Annotated in this window: 16 protein-coding genes; 14 read left to right on the top strand and 2 right to left on the bottom strand. The window is 57.4% G+C overall.

The window, feature by feature from the left end:
• Window positions 1–113 precede the first annotated feature (113 nt).
• Entirely contained in the window at window positions 114–1,511 is a 1,398-nt protein-coding gene (locus tag BCM02_RS25365) for a methyl-accepting chemotaxis protein (protein ID WP_246183545.1), read from the top strand.
• Window positions 1,512–1,598: 87 nt separating this feature from the next.
• A complete protein-coding gene (locus BCM02_RS25360) occupies window positions 1,599–1,973 on the top strand; it encodes a hypothetical protein (protein ID WP_148931925.1) in 375 nt (124 codons plus the stop codon).
• 362 nt (window positions 1,974–2,335) lie between these two features.
• Here the strand turns inward: BCM02_RS25360 and BCM02_RS25355 are convergent, their stop codons facing one another.
• Window positions 2,336–3,631: an ammonium transporter gene (locus BCM02_RS25355; protein ID WP_148931924.1), complete on the bottom strand. Its 1,296-nt coding sequence runs from the start codon at window positions 3,629–3,631 to the stop codon at window positions 2,336–2,338.
• A 274-nt stretch (window positions 3,632–3,905) separates the two neighbouring features.
• Between BCM02_RS25355 and liaF the strand changes: the two genes are divergently transcribed.
• From liaF to serC, 12 genes are all read left to right on the top strand, one after another.
• On the top strand, window positions 3,906–5,024 hold the full coding sequence (liaF, locus tag BCM02_RS35720; protein ID WP_222871034.1) for a cell wall-active antibiotics response protein LiaF: 1,119 nt from the start codon (window positions 3,906–3,908) through the stop codon (window positions 5,022–5,024).
• A gap of 9 nt (window positions 5,025–5,033) precedes the next feature.
• A complete protein-coding gene (locus BCM02_RS25345; RefSeq protein ID WP_148931923.1) occupies window positions 5,034–6,083 on the top strand; it encodes a sensor histidine kinase in 1,050 nt (349 codons plus the stop codon).
• Complete coding sequence (locus tag BCM02_RS25340; protein ID WP_148931922.1) at window positions 6,070–6,738, top strand: response regulator; 669 nt, start codon at window positions 6,070–6,072, stop codon at window positions 6,736–6,738. Before BCM02_RS25345 ends, BCM02_RS25340 begins: the two co-directional genes overlap by 14 nt.
• 80 nt (window positions 6,739–6,818) lie before the next feature.
• A complete protein-coding gene (locus BCM02_RS25335) occupies window positions 6,819–7,232 on the top strand; it encodes a YugN family protein (RefSeq protein WP_148931921.1) in 414 nt (137 codons plus the stop codon).
• 178 nt (window positions 7,233–7,410) lie between these two features.
• The gene (locus tag BCM02_RS25330) at window positions 7,411–8,988 is read left to right on the top strand and encodes a S1C family serine protease (RefSeq protein WP_148931920.1); all 1,578 of its coding nucleotides are present in this window, start codon (window positions 7,411–7,413) and stop codon (window positions 8,986–8,988) included.
• Between the two features lie 160 nt (window positions 8,989–9,148).
• Window positions 9,149–9,838 (top strand): response regulator transcription factor, encoded by a 690-nt coding sequence (locus tag BCM02_RS25325; RefSeq protein ID WP_148931919.1) that lies wholly within the window; start codon window positions 9,149–9,151, stop codon window positions 9,836–9,838.
• Window positions 9,839–9,842: 4 nt separating this feature from the next.
• Window positions 9,843–11,324, top strand: coding sequence for a sensor histidine kinase (locus tag BCM02_RS25320; RefSeq protein WP_148931918.1), 1,482 nt, complete (start codon window positions 9,843–9,845; stop codon window positions 11,322–11,324).
• Between the two features lie 49 nt (window positions 11,325–11,373).
• Window positions 11,374–12,324: a 4-hydroxy-3-methylbut-2-enyl diphosphate reductase gene (locus BCM02_RS25315; protein ID WP_148931917.1), complete on the top strand. Its 951-nt coding sequence runs from the start codon at window positions 11,374–11,376 to the stop codon at window positions 12,322–12,324.
• An 18-nt stretch (window positions 12,325–12,342) separates the two neighbouring features.
• Entirely contained in the window at window positions 12,343–12,876 is a 534-nt protein-coding gene (locus BCM02_RS25310) for a DUF2062 domain-containing protein (RefSeq protein WP_148931916.1), read from the top strand.
• A 114-nt stretch (window positions 12,877–12,990) separates the two neighbouring features.
• Window positions 12,991–14,052 carry a 3-deoxy-7-phosphoheptulonate synthase gene (gene aroF, locus BCM02_RS25305; RefSeq protein ID WP_148931915.1) on the top strand — a complete coding sequence of 354 codons (1,062 nt, stop codon included), beginning with the start codon at window positions 12,991–12,993 and terminating at the stop codon, window positions 14,050–14,052.
• 271 nt (window positions 14,053–14,323) lie between these two features.
• Complete coding sequence (glnA, locus tag BCM02_RS25300; RefSeq protein WP_148932067.1) at window positions 14,324–15,748, top strand: type I glutamate--ammonia ligase; 1,425 nt, start codon at window positions 14,324–14,326, stop codon at window positions 15,746–15,748.
• Window positions 15,749–16,016: 268 nt separating this feature from the next.
• Window positions 16,017–17,105, top strand: a complete 1,089-nt coding sequence (gene serC, locus BCM02_RS25295) for a 3-phosphoserine/phosphohydroxythreonine transaminase (protein ID WP_148931914.1) — start codon at window positions 16,017–16,019, stop codon at window positions 17,103–17,105.
• Between the two features lie 64 nt (window positions 17,106–17,169).
• Here the strand turns inward: serC and BCM02_RS25290 are convergent, their stop codons facing one another.
• Window positions 17,170–17,898, bottom strand: a complete 729-nt coding sequence (locus BCM02_RS25290; RefSeq protein ID WP_148931913.1) for a response regulator transcription factor — start codon at window positions 17,896–17,898, stop codon at window positions 17,170–17,172.
• Window positions 17,899–18,014 lie beyond the last annotated feature (116 nt).

Below are 18,014 nucleotides of genomic sequence, written 5' to 3'. Positions count from 1 at the left end.
GAACGAATCATACCTAAACAAGAGGAACCGTTGTCGGTTCCTCTTTCTTTTTGTCGAATGGAGGCTTATAATGTAGCATTATCTGACATGTCAAATAAAGGGTGGCGAAACCGGTGAAATTACGATGGAAACGGGACGCGGCAAATCACAAGAAAGCGTCTAACCAGGATGAGCGTGTGCATGTGCTTCGTCAGCTAACGAACGAGTCGATGGTCATCTCGGATCAGTTGGCCGCGGCCGTGGAGGAGGTCAACCAGTCCATCGGAAGTCTCGGCTCTATCGCGGACCGCTCTTCTTTGCGGGAAGGCGATTTGCGGGCGAGCAGCCAACTCGCGGCCGAGCGAATCGAGCAGGCGTTCTCGGTCCTTCAGGAAGTGACGTCCTCGGCGGAAGAAATCAGCGCGTCGGCCGTGCGGCTGGACGGGGCTAGCAAGACGACAGGTGACATCGCGCGGGAAGTGGAGCAGTCTCTCGAGGCGACCGACGGCGTCATGCAGGAGCTGAACGCGCAGACGTTGTCGATGGAGCGCAATATTCAACACCTGCAAGAGCAGACGTCCAATATTGAAGAAATCAACGCGTTCATACAAGAGATCGTGGAGCAGACGTCCCTCCTCGCCCTCAACGCTTCCATCGAAGCGGCGCACGCGGGCGAATACGGACGGGGTTTCAGCATCGTCGCGCAAGAAATCAAGAAGCTGGCCGAACAGAGCAACGAGGCGGTCAAACGCTCGTCCGCGATGGTGCGGCAAATCGAGGCGGGCGTCGTCGAAGTCGTCCGTTCGGTTGAGCTGGAGAAGGCGGCGGTCGAACGCGGCGCCTTGGAGATGAACCGGACGCAGGCGAGGATGGAGCGCATCGTCGCTCAAATTCGCCAGGTTGACGACTTGGCGGCGATAAGCAGCGAAGCCAGCCTGCGCCAATCGGATCATATGGCAAGGGCAACCCTTCTGCTAAGCGAAGCGGTGGAGTCGGTACAGGACACAATGCATAGCGTGGACGGCACGTTGGAGCTGACCCGGCAGCAGCGGCAGCAGATCGGCAAGCTGGACCGGGTTCGCGATGATCTGAACCGCTCTTCGGGCGCGTTAAGCGCGGCGATTCAGCGTGTCGGGCTGAATCGCGACTATGACGGCGAGGTCGATACGTCCGCGACGCGGGCGAAGCTGACTAGGCTTGCGGCCGATTCGGCTTTGGCCGAACTGGGGGAGGCGGAGCACGAACGGAGGTTGACGGCCATGCTGCGCGCGGAAGCGGAGATCGAGGCGGTCTGGTCGAACCGCTCTGACGGATCGTTCGTATTTTCGCTGCCGGCCGCGGGGCTCCTTAACGCGAAAGGGCGCATTTGGTGGAAGAAAGCGATGGAAGGCGTCTCGTATCAGTCCGAGCCGTACATATCGGCGATTACGAAACAGCCTTGCGTTACGGTGGCCGTGCCGATCCGGGGACAGGATGGCGCCGTGGTCGGCGTCATGGGAGCTGACATCGCCATTCATCCGGAAGGGAATTAATGTGGATTTAGGTATTCTCAAACGGGAATCGTTCGTGTATGATTGTTGGTGTGAATATTAATAACATGGACGGATAGGGGAATTGTCATGACGGATCCCATCATGTATACAGCGCCAGCCCGTTTCAAGCAGCGGAAGGCTGCCGAAGTGCTGCCGTTTCTGAATGCCTATATCGCCAAGAAGGAACAAGAGATCGCCGAGATCGAGCAGATGGTCCAGCGCTACGAGAAGCGCCGCCTGCTTGAAGAGCGCGCCTATCAGTCGATGTCCGCGCTGCGCCGCTTGTTGTCCGGCAAGAAGCCCGATCATCATCTCGCGGTGGAATACATTCATTACGTCAAGAAGCCAATGGAGAAGGTCAGAATGCTTCGCCAGGAGATCGAGCATGCCAGAGCGATCCAGCATTCCGAGCCGACCGATGTCGTGGCGCTGTCGCAAGATCTGGAAGCCGAGATGAACTAATTCGCTCCTTTATATGAATATAGAAAAGACCGAATCCGCTCGCGGATTCGGTCTTTTGTTATTTAGGAAATTATGCAACCGTTCATGTTTTGGATAAAACGTAGAGCGTGTCCGCGGAAGCGGACGAAAGCGAAGGTCAGCACGATGTCCCGCCAAGAGCTCGAATTGACAGGATTCAGCCCAAGGCAAATCGTCTCGAACGAAGCTCGAACAAAAGCTTTGTCCCTTAGGACAACGCGGGCTCATCGCGAAAGGACGCATCAACGCCGGCCGCGAACCGAGTCACGCTAATTAGCAGAGTCCAGAGGGTGCTAACCTTTTGGTTCCCCTCGGCGGAGGGGGAAGGGGGAGCGACAATAGCGTTATTTGCCGGCCGTAAGCCGTTCGACGTCCAGGAAATCGTGCTCCTGGTTGTAGGCGGGCACGCCGTGGATGCCGACGTCGAGTCCGATCAATTCCTCGTCCTTGGATACGCGTACCGGCGTGATTTTGCGGATGAGCCAGAACGCTGCCCAGGTGAGCGCGAAGCCCCATACGCTAATAAGCGCGAGTCCAAGCGCCTGAATGCCCAGCAGGTTCCAGCCGCCGCCGTAGAAGAGGCCGTAGTATCCTTGGCCGATGCCCTCGGTCAGTTCCGGCTTGGCGAACAAGCCGACCGCGAGCGTGCCGAGACTGCCGCTGATGCCGTGGACGGCGAAGGCGCCGACCGGATCGTCGATTTGCTTACTCTCGAGGTACTCGGTCACGAGCACCATCGCGATGCCGCATACCGCGCCGATTAGAATCGCCGCGCCGTCGGAGACGAACGAGCAGCCGGCGGTGATGCCGACGAGGCCGGCCAGCGAGCCGTTGATGACCATCGGCGGATCGGCTTTCTTGTAGCGGAACATCGTGAACAGAATGCAGGTCGCGCCGCCGGCAGCGGCCGAGAGCATGGTGGTTACGGCGATATGGCCGATCGAACCGTTCGTGGCGCTAAGCGTACTGCCGGAGTTGAAGCCGAACCAGCCGAACCATAGAATGAACGCGCCGACCGAAGCGAGCGGCAGGTTGGACGGCGGCACGATGTTCGCCTTGCCGTCCGCCGCGAATTTCCCGATGCGCGGTCCGATGAAGATCGCCGCGGCCAAAGCCGAGAAGCCGCCCAAGGCGTGAATGACCGCGGAGCCGGCGAAGTCGATCATGCCGAGCTTGCCCAGCCAACCGCCGACCGCCCATACCCAGTGCCCGGCCAGCGGGTAGATGAGACCGGTCATGATGATCGTGTATAGTATGTAGGCTTTGAAATGAATCCGTTCCGCCACCGCGCCCGAGACGATCGAGATGACGGCGATGACGAACGCGCATTGGAATAACCAGTACGTGTCATGCGTAATATTGAGGTTGATATGCGACAAGTCGCCGCCCATCATAAACCCGCTTGAACCGATGAAGCCGCCGACGTCTTTGCCGTACATCAGCGCAAAACCGACGAAATAAAAGATAAGCGCCCCGAACGTGATGTCGACAAATACCTTCATAATGATGCTGACCGCGTTTTTCTGCCGGACGAAGCCCGCCTCGAGCAGCGCGAAACCGCCTTCCATCAGCAAGATCATGGCTGCGGTCAGGACGACCCAGATCGTGTCCAACCCTCGGGAAAGTGCCGCTAAATCCATGTTTTTCATCCCCTGTCTCGTTCTGAAAGATTACATGTCAGGTTAACTATCGCCATATAGCTCGTCCACCATTATATAAGCGCCATGTAAACGATGTCAACGTGGTGAAGGCATAAGATGTGACATCGCTTTCATGTTTTTGGAAAGACGTTCCGCGCAAGCTCGGTCTGCAGACGGAGACGTTTTCAATCGGCAGACCCTTTATGCTCCTAGCGGCCTGGGGTATACTTGGAGTACAAACCTTAGCAAGAGCAATTGGGAGCTGGTGAATCGAATGAACGGACATTTTGCGAACCGTTTAATGTGGGGCCTGTTTATTATAGGAATCGGCGCTTTTCTCATGCTGCGGCAAACCGGCTTGATCGAATACGATCTTGGCGATCTCATCTCCGTCTTCTGGCCCGTGATCCTGCTGTTCCTGGGTATCAAAGAAGCGGTAAGACGAATCGCTAGCGGCTACGGCTCCTGGTGGAGCTCGGGAATTTTGCTGGCCGTGGGCATTGTATTCCTTGGCCGCAATCTGGATCTGTTCGACTGGTCGGTAGGCGACCTGGCGCAATTCGCCGGTCCGCTCGTCATTATCCTGATCGGGATGCGCATGATGGTGAAGCCGAAGCCGAAGGAGAAGATCGAGAAGCCGCCGGGCGAAGAGTGGAGCGCATATCCGTCTTTCCACCCCGACGAGCCGGTGCCGCCGGCGCCGCCGCTGCACCCAGACCCGACGAAGGCGTCCGGGGAACCGTCGGATTTCGGGAAGGATTCGTTTCCGGCCCCTCCCGTTCCGCCGGTCGCGCCCTCGTCTCCGACCTCCGGACAGCCCGGAGCGGACGGTCGCGACTGGAAGCGCCGCGCGCATAACGAGCGGATGCAAGAGGAATGGAATCGCAAGGCGGAGAAGCTGCAGCGCCGAGCGGAACGGATGCGGGAGCGTATCGAACACCGCGCCGATAAGTTCAAAGACCGGCATGCCTGCGGCCGTCACGACCGGATGGAGTGGTGGAACAGCGATCCGAACGTACAGACGCGCTCCGGTTTCATTGGAGACATTTACGTGGGTCACGATTATTGGGAGCTCAAGCCGATGAACATTTCCCATTTTATCGGGGATACGGTGCTCGACCTGACGAAGGCGCAAATTCCTTACGGGGAGACGCGCATTCACATCTCCTCCTTCATCGGCGACGTAAAGGTGTTTCTGCCCAACGATTTCGAGACGGGCGTCAACGTGGTGACAAGCGCGTTCGTCGGCGACGTGGCCGTGTTGGACCGCAAGGAAGGCGGGATTTTCAAGAACATGAACGTCGAAACGCCGTACTTTCAGGAGAACGAGAAGAAAATCAAGCTGATCGTCAGCACCTTCATCGGTGATGTGCGCGTCACCAAGGTAGGGTGAGCCGCCTATATGATGGTACGACTTCTGAGGAGCAGCAAGTTCGAGATGATGCTGCTGTTCGCGGCATCGTCGGTTCTATCGGTAGCGGTGTGGGTATTCGGAGGGCGATACGTCGGTTCGCAGGTCGGCAAAGACGACCTGTGGATCGGCGTCGCCGCCGTTTTTTTGCTTGTTAGCGGAGCTTTCGGCTATTGGGCCGCTCAGCGCTATCAGCGGCGCATCGACCTCCTTCATCTGGGGTTGAAGCAGGCGGCGCACGGCAATTACGCGATCCGGCTGCCGGAGGAGGGCGCGCGCTCCTTCGCCGCCGCGATCCGCGAGTTCAACGAGCTGCAGGCCGCGCTTGAAGAGCGGGTCAAGCTGATCGAGCGCACAGGCGAGCAGCAGGTAATGCGGGAAGCCGCGCTGAACGAGGAAGCGGTCCAGGAAGAACGCAAGCGGCTTGCGCGCGACTTGCACGACACGGTCAGTCAGCAATTATTCGCGATTCATATGTCGGCCTCCTCGCTGCCGAAGTTGCTCGAGTTGAACCACGAGAAGGCGGAGTCGGTCATGGAGCAGCTGATCAGCATGTCCTCGATGGCGCAGAAGCAGATGCGCGGATTTATCGCCCAGTTAAGGCCGCTGGAGCTGGAGGGGCGTTCGCTGCGCGAAGCGCTGGATAAGTGGTTTCCCGATTATTGCCGCCAGAATAACTTGCAGGGCGTGCTGGAATGGCGCGTGAAGGAGAAGCTGTCCGAGGCCAAGGAACATCAATTGTTCTTAATCATTCAAGAGTCGATGGCCAATGTCGTCAAGCATGCCGGCGCGCAGACGGCGCTACTGACGATCGCGGAGACCGAGCACCAGATTATTATGACGCTTCAGGACGACGGCGCCGGCTTCCGGGCCGATCAAGTGAAGCGGGGCTCGTACGGGCTGTCGACGATGCGCGAGCGCGCGAGCAAGTTGGGCGGAGACGCCTCGATTATTAGCAAGCCGGGCAGCGGGACGCGCGTGCGCGTTACCCTACCGAATTACAGCCATAAAGGAGCCGAGGAACGCGATGAGCGGGAATGACCTGTGGAGAATAATGATCGTAGACGATCACGATATGGTGCGCGCGGGGCTGCGGACGTATTTGATGCTGGAGCCGAAATTCGACGTCGTGGCGGAAGCGGGCGACGGGGAAGAGGCGATTCGTATGCTGCAGAGCGGCAGTATTCCGGGCGGCCCGCCGCATTTGATCCTCATGGACCTTATGATGCCGCGGATGGATGGCGTCGAGGCGACGAGAGCGATTATGCAGCTGTTCCCGGACGTCAAGATCGTCATGCTCACGAGTTTCCTCGAGGACGAGAAAGTGGTCGCGGCCGTAGAGGCCGGAGCGGTAAGCTACGTCTTGAAGACGGTATCCGCCGAAGAGCTCATTTACGCGCTGAACGGCGCGGCCAAAGGGATGCCGGTTATGACCGCGGACGTCTCGCAGGCGCTCACCCGGGGGCTTCGCCAACGCACGGCCCAAGGCGCGGATGAAGGTCTCACCGATCGCGAGAAGGAAGTGCTTCTGCTCATCGCGGAGGGTCGCTCCAACAAAGAAATCGCCGAAGAACTGCATATCAGCATCAAAACGGTGAAGACCCACGTCAGCAATCTGCTGATGAAGTGCGAGCTTGAAGACCGGACGCAACTGGCCGTATTCGCTCACCGCAAAGGTTGGGTCAAGACGGGTTAACGGCCTCAAGCGCGGATAACGCGGGAAATAAAGGGCATCCTAGGCGCAGGACAATTTGCAGCAAGGAGAGTGCCGATTTTATGGTTCCGTTATCGTCACCGCTCGAATCGACCGAGCAGGAGTTCAGCGAACTGAAGAATGAGCTGTATAAGCATGAATTCGCCCTGGGCGGCGACTGGGATTACGAGCATGGCATGTTCGACCGGTACTTGGACGAGGCGCACAAAGTATGGCTGCGCATCCCGTTCCAAGTCGTGTCCGGCAACTTCGACGGAGAGAACGACAACAACGATGCGATGATTCGCCTCGGCCAGCCGTTCGTGTTGAAGCATCTTTACAATGAAGGCATCGATCATTCCCAGTCCGTGCCGACGATGGCCGCCGTCTTGAACCAGTTTCAGAAGCCGGTCGATCCCGACGCGAAGATCGAATCCAAGTGGGTCGACCAAGCGAAGAAGCTGCTGCAAGAGGTAGAGCAGTCGATCGTTCATTAATAGGCACCCGCGTCAACCGACCAAGCGCCGATCTGGCGCCGCGTCGGTTTTTTTATTTTCGTTTATACATTTTTTAAGTTTGATTTAAGGTAGATCGTGCAAGATAGAAACATAAGCAACGCCGATAACAATGGGAAAAACAAAGAGCGCGCAGCGCTCGACGAGGAGGAGAACTACCGTGGACGACAACAACAAAAAACATCCTTTCGACGATTTCTTTCACAATAACGCAGAGCAGAACCAAAACGACGAGCCGAAAGAAAAGACGGCGAGCGCCGATCATACGCGATCTGATCAAGAAGAGAAGCCATCCTATTATTACTCCTACGGTCCGTTCAAGCAAAACAGCGTAGAGGCCGGCGAGACGACCCGCGCCGCAAGCGATGCTCCGCCATCCGACTACGCGAGGGCGGAAGCGGTCGAAGTGACGCCGCCGACGCAGCTTCGTCCGTACGCGCCGACCCAGCAGGCCCGCAATGGCTGGCAGGTGAAAGAGAAGCGCCGGACGTCGTTCAAGACGGTATTCGGGTCGTTCATGGCCGGCGTGGTGGCGGTCGGCGGATTGATGGTCTACGCGGACAAATCGGACATGTTCGGCGGCGCCGAAGCGCTGACGAGCCAGTCGGCGATGAAGCAAGTATCGACGGCGGCGAGCGGCACGACGGACGCGAAGGTGACGAACGCGGCCGACGTCGTGCGCCCGAACAACATCGCCCAGATCTTTGAGAGCGCAAGCCCGGCGGTCGTCAAAATCGAAACGTACGTGCGCCAGCAAAGCAGCGGAAGCAGCAACAGCATGCTGAACGATCCGTTCTTCCGCCAGTTCTTCGGCGATGATTTCGGTCAAGGGGACGGCAGTCAAGGCGATTCGGGCCAAAGCTCGGGCGAACTGACGCTGAGCGGCCTCGGAACGGGCTTCTTCTTCGATGCGAGCGGCTACATCTTGACGAACCAGCACGTGCTGGGCGACGCCGACGAAATCCGGGTTACCGTGGAAGGGTACGACGAGCCGCTTGTGGCGAAGAAGCTCGGCACGAGCTTCGATCTTGACCTGGCGGTGCTCAAAGTCGAAGGCACGGGCTTCCCGACGCTTCCGATCGGCAACGCCGACAATACGAATATCGGCGACTGGGTCGTCGCGATCGGCAACCCGGTCGGCTTCGATCATACCGTAACGGTGGGCGTGCTGAGCGCGAAGGAGCGTCCGATCAGCATCTCCGATACGGAAGGCGACCGCAACTACGAGCATTTGCTCCAGACGGACGCGTCGATCAACCCGGGCAACTCCGGCGGCCCGCTCCTGAATCTGCAGGGCGAAGTCATCGGCATCAATACCGCGGTGAGCTCGCAGGCGCAAGGCATCGGCTTCGCGATCCCGACGAGCACGATCATGGAGAATCTGGAAGCGTTGAAGGCGAATAAAGAAATTCCGAAGAAGCCGGCTCCGTTCATCGGCGCGACGCTGACCAATATCACGGCAGACGCGCAGAAGGAACTCGGTCTGTCCAGCACGGAAGGCTCGATCGTCATGAACGTGGCGTACAAATCGCCGGCCTACATGGCCGATCTGCGTCAATACGACGTCATTACGGGCATCGGCGGCACGGCGTACAAGACGAAAGAAGAGCTGATCGCGGAAATCCAGAAGAAAGCCGTCGGCGACAAAGCGGTGCTGAACGTCATCCGCGGCGGCCAGAAAATCGATATCACCGTCGAAATCGGCAACAGGAACGATTTCCCGCAGCTTCAGCAATAACGAACGCCTCTTAATAGCGCCATGCGAGAGCGCGGGCAGCGTCTGCTGCCCGCGCTCTCGCTGCGTTGATGGGCCATGTGGCCGTATGGACAACTTATCCAATCGGACGAGAGATCGGGTATAATAGCTGCATGAACATTTGATGGGTGGAGGGAACCCGATGAGACCGCATATTCTCGTTATCGACGACGATGACAAAATTACATCCTTGCTCAGACGCAGCCTTGCGTTCGAGGGATACGAAGTGACGACGGCCAACAACGGGCTCGAGGGGCTCAAGCAGATGCTGACAAGCGATCCGAACCTGCTCATCTGCGACGTGATGATGCCGAACGTCGACGGCTGGGAAGTCGTGCGCCGGGTGCGGGAAGGCGGCAGCTCCGTGCCGGTTCTCATGCTGACGGCCAAGGACGACGTGCAGGACCGGGTGAAAGGGCTCGATATCGGCGCGGACGATTACCTCGTGAAGCCATTCGCGCTCGAGGAGCTGCTTGCGCGGGTTCGCGCCTTGCTGCGGCGCAAGACGGACAAGCTCGAGGACAACGGCAACCGCCTCGTCTTCGAGGAGTTGACGCTCGACCTCGATTCCCGCGAGGCGATTCGCGCCGGACGGCGGATCGAGCTGACGGCGAAGGAATTCGACCTGCTGCATCTGTTCATGCAGAATCCGCGGCGCGTCCTGACGCGCGACTCCATCATGGACAAAATTTGGGGCTACGACTATAGCGGGGAATCGAACGTGCTGGAGGTTTACATCGCCATGCTTCGCCAAAAAACCGAGGAAGGCGGAGCCAAGCGGCTTATTCAAACGGTTCGCGGCACCGGATACGTGCTGCGGGGGGAGAACTGACATCATGCCCATACGACTTAAGCTAACGCTATGGTATTCGGGCCTGCTGGCCGTGACGCTGCTCGTGCTGGGCGTCTCTATTTATACGTTCGTCAACCTTAATACCTACCGGGATGCCAAGGCGGCGGCGTTGGAAGGCTTGAATAACAACGTCGCGATCAGCATGCCGACCAACCGGGATCCGAGAGGCATTTGGATCGACTTCGGTCTTGGCGCGCGGTTCGATCGCAGTATTTTCCTGCAAGCGTATAATTACGAGAACGAGCAGCTGGTGCGTTCGCAAAATCTCGTCGACAACAAAGTAAAGCTTCCTTATCCGAAGCAGTCGAACGAAATCAAGGAAGGATACGTCACGATGAAAGTAGGCGACACGTCGCTGCTCGCGTATCAATTCCCGATTCTGATCGACGGCAAGGTCGCGGCGGTCATCCACAGCGCGGTGATCACGCGCCAGGAAGCACAGTACTTGACCGATCTGAGAACGATTCTGATCTTCTCTTCCATCGGCGTCGTGCTGCTGACGTTCGTGGCGGGCCTTATTATTTCCCGCCAGGCGCTACGGCCGCTGCAGGGCATCATCCAGGCGGCGGATTTGGTTCGGGATGGATCGAACCTAAGCGTGCGCATCGATCGCAAGGGACCCAACGATGAGCTGGGACAGCTGACCGATACGTTGAACGGCATGCTGGAGCGGATCGAGACGACGTACAACGAGCTGGACGAAGCGTACAATGCGCAGCGCCGGTTCGTGTCGGATGCCTCGCACGAGCTGCGGACGCCGCTGACGACGATTCGCGGCAACATCGAGCTGATGGAGAAAGTGTGGCGCCCTTCGCTCATGGCGGCCGCCGACGACGGCGGAGACGGCGCGATGCCGGTTATTTCGCCTCAGCACGCCGAACTGACGCGCGAAGCGATGCAGGATATCGCGGACGAAGCGAGGCGAATGACGCGGCTCGTGAACGACCTGCTGTCGCTCGCGAGGGCGGACGCCGGCTCCGTCATGGAGAAGCGCGATCAGCCGCTGAGGCCGCTCGTCGAAGACGTCGCGCGCAGGGCGCAGATGCTGCCGCGCCAGGCGGAGTTTCGAATCGGCGACTTGTCGGCGCTCGATGGCGCGGATGTGAACGCGAACGCCGATTATATCCGGCAGCTGCTGTTTATTTTCATTGAGAACGCGTTCAAGTACACGCCGTCGGGCTACGTGGATCTAAACGCGAAGCGCGCCTCGAATCAAGCGGGGATCGTCATCAAGGATACCGGCATTGGCATGAACAGCGATGAAATCCCGCATATATTCGATCGCTTCTATCGAGCGGACGTGTCTCGCGGCAAGACGAGCGGCACCGGCCTCGGATTGTCCATCGCCAAGTGGATTATCGACGAGCACGGCGGTTCCGTCGAAGTGTCCACCCGGGAAACGGAAGGTTCGACATTTATTGTGTGGCTGCCGCTTGCTTTCCCTGACCAATCGAATCAGGTATAATAGTCTTCAGGAATCATTCAGGCATTGGTTAAGGAAGCAGGTGCAGGAAATGGAAATCGTGAAAATATCGCCGCGAGGCTATTGTTACGGCGTCGTCGACGCCATGGTCTTGACGCTGCAGGCCGTCAAAGATCAGGATTTGCCGCGGCCGATTTATATTTTGGGCATGATCGTGCACAACGCGCACGTCACGGAAGCGTTCAAGCAAGAGGGGGTTATTACCCTCGACGGCGAGAATCGACTGGAAATATTGGAGCAGGTTGACAAAGGGACCGTTATCTTCACCGCCCACGGAGTATCCCCCGAGGTGCGCCGCCGCGCGCAGGAGAAGGGACTTACGGTCGTCGACGCGACATGTCCGGACGTGACGAAGACGCATGACCTTATCCGCGAGAAGACGGCCGAGGGCTATGACATCATCTATATCGGCAAGAAAGGGCATCCGGAGCCGGAAGGCGCGATCGGCGTCGCGCCGGAGCGCGTCCACTTGATCGAGCGGGAAGCGGAGATCGACGTGCTCGAGCTGGATTCGGAGCGTATCATCATCACGAACCAGACGACGATGTCGCAATGGGATATTCGCCATCTGATGCAGCGGTTGCAGGAGAAATTCCCGCATGCCGAAGTGCACAACGAGATTTGTCTGGCGACTCAAGTGCGCCAGGAGGCGGTCGCGGGGCAGGCGGGCCAGGCCGAGCTCGTTATCGTGGTCGGCGACCCGCGCAGCAACAACTCCAACCGGCTTGCGCAAGTGTCCGAGGAGATCGCGGGCGTGACGGCGTATCGGGTGTCCGACGTATCGGAGATCGACATCGAGTGGCTGAAGGGCAAGACCCGCGTCGCGGTCACGTCGGGCGCTTCCACGCCGACGCCGATCACCAAGGAAGTCATCGCCTATCTCGAACAGTTCGACGATGCGAATCCGGCGACGTGGGAAATCAAGAGAACGGTGAACATGAACAAACTGCTGCCGACCCTTCGCACGAAGACGACAGGTTAGGGAAGGGGGCGCCGGGCGATGTCCAAGCAGAAGAAGTCTCCCTCTTGGAAGCGATGGATCAAATTAAAATACACGCAGCTCATGCGCGCCCCCGGAGGAGCGGCCTTCGTGGCGCTGGGCTTCTCCATCGGCATGGCGATCGAGATGTTTACGCTGCCCACGTACGGGCTCGCGTTCTTTCTCATCTTCCCGCTCATCTACTGGATGGGCGGCAGCCTGGCCGGCGCGCTGATCGGGTTCGTCGTGGGCAAGATCATCTTTATCCCGGTGGCGTTCATCAATAACCGGGTCGGCGGGTGGGTGCTCCCGAACAACATGAAGATTCATGTTCCCTTCGGGCCGGACTGGTTCGCCGAGCGGCTCGACCATATCTTGCTCGTGAATTTGAAGCTGATCGTCGGCGGCATCATCGACGGGGTTATACTCGGCTTTATCTTCTACTTCCCGGTGAAATATTGCATTCAGGCGGTAGCTAACCGGCGCAAGGAGAAACGCAAGCTGCGGCGCGTCCACCTCGAGACGAGCGCGGCAAGGCTGCCGGCCACGGAATAACGATAACCGGTCTCTTGACGGAGCCGGTTTTTTTATGTAGAATTACTTTAACGAATAAAAGCATAAAAGCTTAAAAGCGTATAAGCGTTGAAGCGAGAAAAGGAGTTGGCCATCATGATCGTCATTACTAATAATAGCGTCACGGAAGAAAGAATCGCGGAAATCGTCCAGCAAATCGAGAAAGCGGGCGTGCAGGCGCACGTATCGCGGGGCACGGACCGCACGGTCATCGGCATTATCGGCAAGGCGGAGCCGACGCTTGCGGAGCATCTGCGTTCCATGAAGGGCGTGGAGAACGTCATTAAGATCTCCAAGTCGTACAAATTGGCCAGCCGGGACTTCCATCCGGATGATACGGTTATTGATATTAAAGGCGTCAAAATCGGCGGCGAGAATCTCGTTATTATGGGCGGTCCATGCGCCGTCGAATCGCCGGAGCAGATCGACGAGATCGCGCGCCTCGTGAAGGCGGCCGGCGGCCAAGTGCTCCGAGGCGGCGCCTTCAAGCCGCGCACGGGTCCGTACAGCTTCCAGGGCGTCGGCGTGGAAGGTCTGATCATGATGGCCGAAGCGGGACGCAAGCACGGGCTGCTGACCATTACCGAGGTCATGACGCCGGAATATGTCGACATCTGCTCGGAGTACGCGGACATCCTGCAGGTCGGCACGCGCAATATGCAGAACTTCGACCTGCTTCGCAAATTGGGCACAATCAAGACGCCGGTCCTATTGAAGCGGGGCTTCAGCTCCACATACGACGAGTTTCTCAATGCCGCCGAGTACATCTTGGCGGGCGGCAATCCGAACGTCATGCTCTGCGAACGCGGAATCCGAACGTTCGAATCTTACACGCGCAACACGCTCGATCTGGCCGCCATTCCGGTGCTCCAGCAGTTGAGCCATCTTCCGGTCATCTCCGATCCGAGTCACGGCACCGGCCGGCGCGAGCTGGTAGAGCCAATGTCCAAAGCTTCGGTGGCTGCAGGCGCCAACGGACTGATCATCGAGATGCATACCGACCCCGATAATTCCATGACGGGCGACGGCGTTCAATCGCTATTCCCGGACCAATTCGCCAACCTGCTGAAGGAGCTCGAGCAGCTCGCATCGCTTGTGGGCAAACGGTTTGACACCTCCAAGGAGCCGGCGGAAGCGTTCGCGACTTGGACCAAATAAAGCGATCGGCCTCAGGCCGAAAGCACCATCCAGGAAGCCGCAAAATCCTTGCATGGCAAGGAAGCGGTTTCCTGTTTTTTTGTGAACCGTTCACAAATAAGCTTTATAGCAAATGTGTGAAGATAGCTAACACTTCATTCAAAAAATACCTTACATAGCTATTGACGATTGTTTGCGTAGAATTCTATAATAACAATCATAGTTTAGAGAAAAACTTGAACGTTCAACGTTCAACACATCGCTAATGTTCGGAAATGGAGGAAACAACCCAATGTCAGTTCAAAATGTTTTGAACAAAATTGCTGAAAACAACATCCAGTTTGTCGATTTCCGCTTCGTGGATCTCGCAGGCCGCGCGCACCACATCACCCTTCCTTCGACAGAAGTCGACGCAGAGACGTTCGTAAACGGCGTAGCATTCGACGGCTCCTCGATCGAAGGCTTCCGTGGAATCGAACAGTCCGACATGGTCATGATGCCGGATACGGAATCTGTGTTCATCGATCCTTTCACAGATCATCCAACATTGAACGTTATGTGTAACATCCATACGCCAGACGGCGAGCGTTATGACCGCGACCCGCGTTCGATCGCTCAGAAGGCAGAAGAACTTCTGCAACAGTCCGGCGTGGGCACTTCCGCATTCTTCGCGCCTGAGTCCGAATTCTTCATCTTCGACGACGTTCGTTACGAGTCCGGCATGAACAAATCGTACTACGAAGTCGACTCCGAAGAAGCAGCTTGGAATACGGGCCGCAAAGAAGAAGGCGGCAACCTTGGTTTCAAAGTCGGCGTTAAAGGCGGCTATGTACCGGTTGCTCCTACGGATACGCAGCAAGACATCCGCAGCGAAATGGTTCGCGTTATGCAAGAAGCGGGTCTTCGCGTTGAGCGTCACCACCACGAAGTTGCAACGGCTGGTCAAGCTGAAATCAACTTCCGTTTCTCGACCCTGACGAAAACAGCTGACAACCTCATGCTGTACAAATACATCGTTCACAACGTTGCTCGCCAATACGGCAAAGTAGCAACGTTCATGCCGAAGCCGCTCTTCGGCGACAACGGTAGCGGCATGCACGTCCATATGTCGATCTTCAACGGCGACGAGCCGCTGTTCTACGACAAAGGCGCTTACGCGAACCTGAGCCCGCTGGCTATGCACTACATCGGCGGTATCCTGCACCATGCACCAGCGCTGATCGCCCTGACGAACCCGTCGACGAACTCGTTCAAACGTCTGGTTCCAGGCTACGAAGCACCGGTTAACCTCGTATTCTCGAAAGGTAACCGTTCCGCAGCGGTTCGTATTCCAATCGCGGCGGTTACGCCGAAAGGCTGCCGCATCGAGTTCCGTACGCCGGACTCCACGGCTAACCCTTACCTGTCGTTCGCGGCGATGCTGCTTGCAGGTCTGGACGGCATCAAGCGCAAAATCGATCCAACCGCACTGGGCTATGGTCCTTTCGACACGAACATCTACGAGCTGTCCGACGAAGAGAAGAAAGAAATCCGTTCCGTACCAGGCACGCTGGACGAAGCGCTTGACGCTCTCGAGGCAGACTATGAGTTCCTGACAGAAGGCGGCGTATTCACGGCTGACTTCATCGAGAACTACGTTGCGATCAAACGTAACGAAGCTAAAGCGGTTGCTACTCGCATCCACCCGCACGAATACAGCCTGTACTTCGGCTGCTAATCGACGCACTTATCATTCGGATCAACGAGCTCTCCCGATCGGGGGAGCTCGTTTTTTATAAGCGTCCGCCGATATAGCGAATGGACTGCGGATAAAGTCAAATTGGATCATAGTTGGCCGTAATTTGGGTAGATATTGTCGTTTTCGGGCGAAAAGACGAATGTTTGATTATCTACAGTGTGAGGATGTTCGACTTTTTGACACTTGAAGGCGAAGAGTAATCTTGCTATAGTAGCCATAGGCAAATAGAAGACGGGAGTGGATCACGGTGACGAAACGGGCATATAACTTTAATGCGGGACCGGCCGCGCTGCCGCTGGAAGTGCTACAACAGGCGCAGGAGCAGTTGGTCGATTACGCGAGCGCGGGCATGTCGATTATGGAGATGTCGCACCGCAGCGCGATTTACGAGCAAATGAACGAGGAGACGCAATCGCTGCTTCGGGAGCTATTCGGCATTCCGTCGAACTACAAAGTAATGTTCCTGCAAGGCGGCGCCAGCACGCAGTTCGCGATGATTCCGATGAACCTGCTGCCAGCGGGCAAAGTTGGCGCGTACGTCGCGACCGGCAGCTGGGCGGACAAGGCGCTGAAGGAAGCGAAGCTGTTCGGCGAGACGACGGTTGTCGCATCTTCGGAAGCGGACAAGTTCAACCGGATCCCGGATTTGTCGAATGTCGAAATTCCGTCGAACGCGGCTTATTTGCATGTTACCTCCAACGAAACCATCGAGGGCACGCAATATAAGCAGTTCCCGGTGGCCGGCGATATTCCGCTGATCGGCGATATGTCCAGCGACATCCTGAGTCGTCCGGTCGATGTCAGCCAGTTCGGCCTTATCTATGCGGGCGCGCAGAAGAACCTGGGTCCATCCGGCGTGACGATCGTCATCGCCCGCGAGGATCTCGTGCAGGAGAGCCCGAAATCGATCGCGACGATGATGCGATACGATACGCACGTGAAGAACAACTCGCTGTACAATACGCCGCCATCCTTCTCGGTTTATCTCGTGAACTTGATGCTCAAATGGGTGCAAAGCCGCGGCGGCGTTGCGGCCATGGAGCAGTACAACCGCGACAAGACGCAGCTGATCTACGACACGATCGACCAGAGCGGCGGCTTCTATCGCGGGTTCGCGGATGCGGGCAGCCGTTCGGCGATGAACTTAACGTTCCGCATTCATAGCGAAGAGCTGGAGAAGCAATTCGTGAAGGAATCCGAAGCGAATGGATTCGTCGGCTTGAAAGGACACCGCAGCGTCGGCGGTCTTCGCGCCTCGACGTATAACGCGGTACCGTTGGAGAGCTGTAAGGCGCTTGCTGAATTTATGGTTGATTTCCAGAAGCGCAACGGTTAAACGCCGGAGAAATGATGACCGCCCCGCACCTGATCCACAGGCGCGGGGCGGTCTTCTGTCGTGCTTATAATGAGGCGTTTTGCATAGCAGATTCAGTTGCGGCCGGGCCGGAAAGCTTGTATCCTACATTTCGAACGGTCATAATATACTCGGGCGCCCTTGCGTTACGCTCGATTTTGTCGCGCAGATGACTGATGTGGACGTCGACGATGCGCGTATCGCCGAGGAAGTGGTAATCCCATACCCCGTGCAGCAGCTGCTGACGGCTGAGCACTTTGCCGCGGTGACGGCAGAGGAAGAGCAGCAGCTCGAATTCCTTCGGCGTCAGATCCACCGCTTTGCCATCGACGCGAACCTCGCGCTGTTCGGCGAATACCGTCAGACGGCCGATTTCATGCACAACGTTGCCGCCCGATCCGGGCAACGCCTGCGTCCGGCGGAAGATCGCCTGAATGCGGGAGAGCAGCTCCTGCGGGGAGAACGGCTTCGTCATATAATCGTCGGCGCCGTTGTCGAGGCCGGTTATTTTGTCGGTGACGTCCTGAAGGGCGGTCAGCATGACGATCGGCACGGCGTTATTCTGTTTGCGAAGCTCGCGGCACACCTGAATCCCGTCCATTTTGGGCAGCATGAGATCAAGAACAATGAGGTCGGGACGGAACGGCTTTAACATATCGAATACAGCTTCGCCGTCATGGACGCAGCGCACGTCATACCCGGCGAGTTTCAAGTTGAACTCGATTAACATGGAAATAGAGGGCTCGTCATCGACGACCAAAATCTTCTTTTTCATCGTTCCCGAAAACTCCTTTTTAGGTGGGTTCGATGTCTATTATGAAGCCCTTCGTTATTCCCCAGATTAAGGTAACGTTAACCGGATGTAAAATGTAGCAGAGGAGACGAACAAAA

The organism is Paenibacillus methanolicus, from assembly GCF_008124765.1.
Lineage (GTDB): Bacteria > Bacillota > Bacilli > Paenibacillales > Paenibacillaceae > Paenibacillus_Z > Paenibacillus_Z methanolicus.
This window is presented reverse-complemented; position numbering and strand designations above follow the sequence as displayed.